Annotated in this window: 7 protein-coding genes; 2 read left to right on the forward strand and 5 right to left on the reverse strand. The window is 65.6% G+C overall.

The features are described 5' to 3' along the window. The 3 genes from WEB61_RS02415 to ppk2 form a co-directional block, all read right to left on the reverse strand. A partial coding sequence (locus tag WEB61_RS02415; protein WP_368062735.1) for an MFS transporter occupies nt 1-1,262 on the reverse strand: 1,262 nt, incomplete at its 3' end. Nucleotides 1,263-1,360: 98 nt separating this feature from the next. After that, nucleotides 1,361-2,182 carry a 23S rRNA (adenine(2030)-N(6))-methyltransferase RlmJ gene (locus tag WEB61_RS02420; RefSeq protein ID WP_368062736.1) on the reverse strand — a complete coding sequence of 274 codons (822 nt, stop codon included), beginning with the start codon at nt 2,180-2,182 and terminating at the stop codon, nt 1,361-1,363. Then, nucleotides 2,179-2,997: a polyphosphate kinase 2 gene (gene ppk2, locus WEB61_RS02425; RefSeq protein ID WP_368062737.1), complete on the reverse strand. Its 819-nt coding sequence runs from the start codon at nt 2,995-2,997 to the stop codon at nt 2,179-2,181. Before ppk2 ends, WEB61_RS02420 begins: the two co-directional genes overlap by 4 nt. Nucleotides 2,998-3,147: 150 nt before the next feature. Between ppk2 and WEB61_RS02430 the strand changes: the two genes are divergently transcribed. Continuing rightward, nucleotides 3,148-5,190, forward strand: coding sequence for a TonB-dependent receptor (locus WEB61_RS02430; RefSeq protein ID WP_368062738.1), 2,043 nt, complete (start codon nt 3,148-3,150; stop codon nt 5,188-5,190). A 3-nt stretch (nt 5,191-5,193) separates the two neighbouring features. Here WEB61_RS02430 and WEB61_RS02435 read toward each other — a convergent pair whose 3' ends face one another. Both WEB61_RS02435 and WEB61_RS02440 read right to left on the reverse strand, forming a co-directional pair. After that, nucleotides 5,194-5,874 (reverse strand): ChrR family anti-sigma-E factor, encoded by a 681-nt coding sequence (locus WEB61_RS02435; RefSeq protein ID WP_368062739.1) that lies wholly within the window; start codon nt 5,872-5,874, stop codon nt 5,194-5,196. Beyond that, nucleotides 5,871-6,404: a sigma-70 family RNA polymerase sigma factor gene (locus tag WEB61_RS02440; RefSeq protein WP_368062740.1), complete on the reverse strand. Its 534-nt coding sequence runs from the start codon at nt 6,402-6,404 to the stop codon at nt 5,871-5,873. The genes WEB61_RS02435 and WEB61_RS02440 overlap by 4 nt, the downstream gene beginning before the upstream one ends. A 314-nt stretch (nt 6,405-6,718) precedes the next feature. On the opposite strand from WEB61_RS02440, the gene WEB61_RS02445 reads away from it, so the two are divergent. Then, nucleotides 6,719-6,902 (forward strand): FAD-dependent oxidoreductase (locus tag WEB61_RS02445; protein WP_368062741.1); only part of this gene is annotated, 184 nt, incomplete at its 3' end.

Consider the following 6,902-nt stretch of genomic DNA (forward strand, 5'->3'; position numbering starts at 1 on the left):
AGGACGGCGGCGAGGAGGACCGCGATCGAGAGGGCGAAGAGGGCGTCGAAGGAGATCGCATAGGCGATGACGCCGCCGAGCAGCGGCCCCGCCGCATGCATCAGCGAGGTCGCGGTGTTCAGCATCGCGATGCGCATGGGCAGGTCGTCGCGGGCGCCGAACTCGACGATGATGTTCTGGTTCGCGTTCTGGAAACCGCCCTGGCCCGCGCCGAGGCCGGCAAAGGCGATGGCGAGCGGCCAGAGCGTGTCGACGGCAAGCAGCATGACGGTGGCCAGGCCCCAAGTTCCGACCGAGAGGATGAAGACGAGGCGATTGCCGAAACGGTCGGCGAGCGAGCCCCAGAGCAGATTGACGGTGGTCTGGGCGAGCAGGAAGGCGGTCGAGAGGATGCCGAGCGTGGCGCCCGAAAGGCCGATACGCTCGCCGGCATAGAGAATGTAGAAGGGGACCGCCATGGTGCCGAGGGCTGCGAGGCCGGCGGCGACATAGAAGCGGCCAAGGGCGGGATCGGCCTTCAGCATCATCGGAATGTCGCGCAGGCGGCCGCCCAGCGTGGCGCGGCTGCGGATCGTCGGCGGTTCGGGCTCGCGCACCAGCATCAGGAGCGAGAGGCCGATCGAGGTCAGGATGAAGGCCATCAGGAAGGTCGAGGCATAGCCGTTGCCGAAGAGATTTCCCTCGACGAAATAATGGCCGCCCATCCAGGAGACGCCGGCGGCGGTGAGGCCGGCGGCGAAATTGCGGAAGCCGGTGAGGCGCCCGCGCAGGCGGAGCGGGATCACTTTTGCCATCAGCGTGTTGAAGATGACGGCCTGCATGCCGTTGAAAAGGCCGAAGAGGCAGAGGAAACCGATGGCGGTGACGAGCGCCCAGCGGTCGGGCAGGAAGAAGCCGCCCAGCGCCAGGCCCAGCACGCCGGCGCGCATGCCCCAGCCGATCAGCAGGCCCACCGGCAGCACGCGTTTCCGGTGTTCGATCAGCGTCGCGCCGAAGATCGAGGAGGCGGACGCCCCGAACCATTGTGCGGCCAGCGCCAGGCCGACCAGAAACTCCGAACCCGAGAGCAGGAAGATATAGGCCGGCACGAATGTCGGCGCGTTGACGAGACGGAAGCCGGTCTGGCCGAGCAGGCCATGGGCGAGATTGGCCGCATAGTTGCGCCTGAGATTGGCTTCGATCTCGGCCTCATAGGCCGTTTCGGCCGCGCCGAGGCGAAGCCGGCGTTCTTCCTCGTCCGTCGGGGGATGCTCCCGGTCCACGCGCCTTGTCCTTGTTCTACCTGACTGTTTGTCAGGGGTGGCGTCGGGCGCCTTTATAGACTGGAAGCGGCGTTCGGGTCATTCGATTCGTTGGGGCGTCAGGGCCTCAGCCATTCCTCGCGGGCGCGGGCACCGGGGGCTTGCGCGAGGGTTTCGGCCAGCCAGTCGAGCATGTCGCGGGCGGAACCCGCCAGTGTCCAGGGCGGGTTGACGACGACGAGGCCGCAGCCGGTCATGCGGGCGGGATCTGCGGCCATGATGTGAAGTTCGAGGCAGAGCGATTTCGGTGGACCGTCCTCGGCGAGACGTTCGAGGAAGGCGCCGGAGACGGACGGGTCCTTCACCGGATACCAGATGATGTAAGTGCCGGTTGCGAAGCGTTCGACCGCGTCCATCAACGCGTCGAAGAGACGGGCGATTTCGTCGCGGGATTCGAAAGGCGGGTCGATCAGCACCAGGCCGCGGCGCTCCTTCGGCGGCAGCATCGCTTTCAGCGCCGCATAGCCGTCCCTCTCATGCGTTTTGACGCGGGCGTCGCGGGCGAAGTACTGCTTCAGTTGGGCGGCATCGTCGGGGTGCAATTCGCAGAAGGCGAGGCGGTCGGTTTCGCGCGCCAGCCGCACGGCAAGGAGCGGCGAGCCCGGATAGCGGGCAAGCGGCTCGTCGCCCAGCGCCGCGAGGTAAGGTTCCAGCGCCGGATGCGGGGTTTCGGCGGCCAGCACGCGGGCGATGCCGGCGCGGAACTCGCCGGTCTTCTGCGCCTCGATGCCGGAGAGATCCGTCTCGCCGGCGCCGGCATGGGTGTCGAGCAGGAAGAAGGGCTTGTCCTTCAGCTTCATGTGCTCGATCACGAGGGCGAGGACGGCGTGCTTCATCACATCGGCGAAATTGCCGGCGTGATAGGCGTGGCGGTAGTTCATGGCGCGACGCGGCCCGATGTCAGCAGGGCAGGTTCGAAGGCCAAGACCACCTTGCGGTCGGGCGCGGCGAGCGTCACGTCCTTGCCGCGATAATCGACGCGGGCCAGGAGATCGCGGATCACGTTGAGGCGCGCCGCGCGCTTGTCGTCGGCGCGCACGACGCTCCAGGGTGCGTGCAGGCTGTGGGTGCGGGCGAGCATTTCGTCCCGCGCGCGGCTGTAGTCGCGCCAGTGCTTCAGCGCCACATGGTCGACCGGCGAAATCTTCCATTGCTTCAACGGATCCTTCGCGCGGTCGGCGAGCCGCGCCTTCTGTTCGGCTTTGGTGATGTCGAGATAATATTTCATCAGCACGATGCCAGATCCCGTCAGCATGTTCTCGTAAAGCGGCACCGAGGCCATGAAGCGTTCATGCTCCTCGCCGGTGCAGAAACCCATGACGTGCTCGACGCCGGCGCGGTTGTACCAGCTCCGGTTGAAGAGCACGAGTTCCTGGGCTGCCGGCAGATGAGCGGTAAAGCGCTGGAAGTACCACTCGCTGCGTTCGCGGTCCGACGGCTTGCCGAGCGCGACCACACGGGTTTCGCGCGGGCTCAGATGCTGGACGATGCGCTTGATGATACCGTCCTTGCCGGCGGCGTCGCGGCCCTCGAAGATCACCAGCAGGCGGCGGTCATTGGCGATGACATCGCGCTGCAGCTTCACCAGTTCAACCTGAAGCGCATAAAGTTCCTTGCGATACCGCTTGTCGGAGAGCGCCGCGACAGGCGCGACGGACCGCTTCGGCGGTTTTCCGGTTTTCGTGTCTTTTGCCATCGCCGTTCCTTCCGCCCGCGCCCGCGGCGGTCAGCCTAGAGCAGTTTCGCTTTCCTTCCCAAGGGGGTTGATCCCGGCGGTGGAAGGCCTTATGAGTTTGTTATATTATAACATCACGTGTTGAGATCGATCGTCTCCAGGGGGCTTCACATGAAACGCATCGCTTCGCCGCTTTACGCGGCCGCTTCGGTTCTGGCGCTGGGCGTGGGATCAAACGCGCTGGCCGAGGAGGCGGTCGCACCGACGCTCTTCGTCACGGCCTCGCCGCTTGCCTCGCCGCTCGATGAGCTGGCGGCGCCCGTCACCGTGGTCACGCGCGATGAAATCCTCGCCTCGCCGGCGGCCAGTATCGGCGGATTGCTGGGCGACAGGCCCGGCATCGCCGCGAGTTCCTTTGCGGCGGGCGCCAGCCGGCCGATCATTCGCGGCCTCGACAATATGCGGGTCCGGATGCAGGAAAACGGCATCGGCGCGGGCGACGTCTCCTCGGTCAGCGAGGATCATGGCGTGCCGATCGATCCCCTGTCGGCAAAGCGCGTCGAGGTGGTGCGTGGGCCGGCGGTGCTGCGCTATGGCAGCGAGGCGATCGGCGGCGTCGTCAATGTCATCAACAATCGCATTCCCACAGCGATGCCCAGGAACGGCTTCGAGGGCGAAGCGTCGGCCAGCTACAATCACGTCGATTACGGGCGGCAGGGCTATGCCGATCTCAATGTCGCGACCGGCAATGTGGTCTGGCATGTCGATACATTCGCGCGCAAGACCGGCAATTACCAGATTCCGGATCAGCCGACCAAGCGACAGCATCATACATGGACCGAGAGCGCGGGTGTGGCGGGTGGCGCATCGGTGCTGCTGGAAAACGGTCATGCCGGCGTTTCCGTCAGCCATTACGACAGCGAATACGGCATACCCGCGCCCGAGGATCCGGCCGATCCGATCCATATCGAAATGCGGCAGACCAAGTTGCAGGCATCGAGCGGGCTGGAATTTTCTTCGGGGTTTTTCAGCGGGCTCGAACTTGCCGGCGGCTACAGCGATTATTCGCATGGCGAAATCGACGGCGCCGGCGACACCGGCTCGCGCTTCGATAACAAGGAATGGGAAGCGCGCGCGGAATTGCTGCACCGCGCGGTTGGGCTGTTCAACGGCGCCGTCGGGATGCAGTTGCGCAACCGGCAGATCGAGGCAGCGGGCGAAGGCGGCGAATTGCTGGCGCCGACCGAGACCGATGCGGTGGCCGGGTTCATCTTCGAGGAAACGCCGCTCGGCGACGGGCTGAAGCTGCAGCTCGGGGGCCGTGTCGAGCATGTCGATGTCTCGGGCCGGGCGCTCGATGTGAGCGTACCGCTCGCCCCTTTCGACTATGCCGTATCGCGGCGCTTTATTCCGGTCAGCGGTTCGGCGGGGCTCGTCTACACGCTTGCCGGCGGATTCGTGCTTGGCGCGACGGTGCAGCGTGTCGAGCGGGCGCCGGACGCGCTGGAGCTTTTCTCGAAAGGTCCGCACGAGGCAACCGGAACCTTCGAGCTCGGCGATCCGGCGCTCGACAAGGAGACGGCGCAGTCGATCGAATTCAGCGCGCGGCGCGAAGGCGACGACTTTTCCTTCGAGGCGGCGATCTTCCATACTTCGTTCAGCGACTTCATCTACAAGCGGCTGACGGGAGAAACCTGCGACGACGATTTCGATACGTGTACGCCGCATGGCGCCGGCAGCGAACTCGATCAGGTGTTCTTCACGCAGGACGACGCGACCTTTCGCGGTTTCGAAGCGGCGGGCAGCGTGACGCTGATGCGCTGGGGCACGGCCAGGGCCGGCGTCACCGGGCAGTTCGACATGGTGCGCGCCACCCTCGATGCGGGCGGCAACGTGCCGCGCATTCCGCCGATGCGGGCCGGCGCCGGGGTCTTCTATGCGGGCGAGGCGCTGTCGGGCAAGCTCGGCTTCCTGCACGCCTTCGCCCAAGACCGGCTCGATGCCAATGAGGTCGAGACCGGCAGCTATACCAATCTCAAGGCCGAGCTGCGTTATCTGGTGCCGCCGTCGATGACCGGGAACCAGCCTGTCGAACTGGCGCTGGTGGGCGAGAACCTGCTCGATCACGACATCCGTCATCACAGCTCGTTCAAGAAGAACGAGGTGCTGCAGCCAGGCCGGAATGTGCGGCTGGTGGCGACGGCGCGGTTCTAGCGGTCAGAGCCCGATAAAGGGCTGGATCATCCGCGCGGGCCAGCTTTCGAAGCGGATCGGGCCTTCGGTGAGGGCGAGGCAGATGCATTCCTCGCCCTCATCGATTCCGAGGGCGTGCATGCGGTTGTCGTCGCTCTCCTCGACATCGCCGGCGCAGAAGCGGCCATGCGGATCACTGAAGCTGCCTTTCAGCACCAGCACAAGCTCGGTGCCGCGATGGCCATGCTTCGGCACCTGAATGCCGGGCTGTGCGCGCAGCATCCAGAGGCGCTGGTCGTTGGGTCCGCCGCGCCAGAGCTTGACCTTCTTCATGCCCGGCCCGAGGAAACTCCACTTGAGATCGTCGACGCCGCCGCCGAGCCAGTCGCGCAGCGGTGCCGGCAGGAGGTCGGCGCCTGCTACCTGCGGCGCGGGTGCCGGCGTTGCGGGCAGCGGCGCGTTGAGGCGGGCCAGCGTCTGCGCGAGGGCATCGGGCGCCATCAGATCGGGGGAAATCGTTTCGAGCAGCGCGCCGCCCGCCGCCTCGGCGACGGCCAGGCGTTCGGCGGCATCGTCGAGAAAGCTCAGATGCGTGGCCACCAGCAGCGACTGGCCTTCCGACAAAGCGCCTGCCGCATAGGCCATCAGCCACTCGTCGCCGAGGCGATGAGTGACAGTCGAGGGGTTCCGGGACAGGGCAGTCATTTCAAATCCTCCAGCACCGCCCGCAGGCGGCCGAAAGCAAGTCGCAGTCTCGATTTGACGGTACCGAGCGGAATGTCGAGGCGTTCGGCAATGGCCGAATGGGGCAGACCCTCAAGGAAGGACAGTGCCACCACTTCGGCCTGATCCGGCGGCAGAGCCGATATGGCCGCATGGACGCGCGCGCCGATCTGGGTCGCCGCCATGCTTTCATCCGCCGGACGCGACGCTTTGGGTACCAGCATCGGGTCGGCCGGATCAAGATCGGGGCGACGTTCGCGGCGCACCGTGTCGATGAAACGATTTCGCGCAATCGCGAAAATCCAAGTGCCGGCAGATGCCTTGGCCGGATCGAACAGGCCGGCCTTGCGCCAGACGGTCAACATCACGTCCTGGGCGAGATCCTCGGCGAGACGCTCGTCGACTTGCATGCGGCGCAGGTAGGATTTCACGCGCGGCGCATAATGGCCGAAAAGCCGGGCAAAGGCCGTGCGGTCGCCGTGCTGCGCTATGGCGGCGATCAGGGCCGACATTTCCCTCGCCAATCCTTCCGACGTCGTGGCAGGCGTCCTGTCTCGATCCATCAGGCCCAGCTTTCTCAGATTCGGCCGCCACTTGGTGCGGCCGGCTCGGGCCGAGCTGATCTGCAAATTTCCGATTGCGGTCATATGCCAGATACGGGCCCGGACTGCCCGCGGATCACTAGCGGACAGATGTTGTGTCGAGTCTAGAGGGCTGGGCAATGATTGTGAAAGCCGGGAATAGAGCGACGTTCGGGCGCAGGGTGATCCGCGGCCGGGAGCGGGCCGTATGGAACAGTGACCATTTTCCCTTATCGAGATTGACCATGGCCCCTTTCGATGACCGCGCTTCCCGCCCCTTCGACAGGCGCGGTTCCGACCGCCAGCGGCTGCGTATTGCCGTTGTCGGCACCGGCATATCCGGCTTGTCGGCCGCCTGGCTGCTTTCGCGCGGGCACGACGTGACCGTCTATGAGAAGAATGATCGCATCGGCGGCCATTCGAACACGG

The sequence above is a fragment of the Parvibaculum sp. genome (assembly GCF_040882025.1).
Classification (GTDB): Bacteria; Pseudomonadota; Alphaproteobacteria; order Parvibaculales; family Parvibaculaceae; genus Parvibaculum.

Coding starts and splice junctions, on each gene's coding strand:
- WEB61_RS02420 (WP_368062736.1), bottom strand. CDS start 2,182: ATGAACTACCGCCACGCCTATCACGCCGGCAATTTCGCCGATGTGATG.
- ppk2 (WP_368062737.1), bottom strand. CDS start 2,997: ATGGCAAAAGACACGAAAACCGGAAAACCGCCGAAGCGGTCCGTCGCG.
- WEB61_RS02430 (WP_368062738.1), top strand. CDS start 3,148: ATGAAACGCATCGCTTCGCCGCTTTACGCGGCCGCTTCGGTTCTGGCG.
- WEB61_RS02435 (WP_368062739.1), bottom strand. CDS start 5,874: ATGACTGCCCTGTCCCGGAACCCCTCGACTGTCACTCATCGCCTCGGC.
- WEB61_RS02440 (WP_368062740.1), bottom strand. CDS start 6,404: ATGTCGGCCCTGATCGCCGCCATAGCGCAGCACGGCGACCGCACGGCC.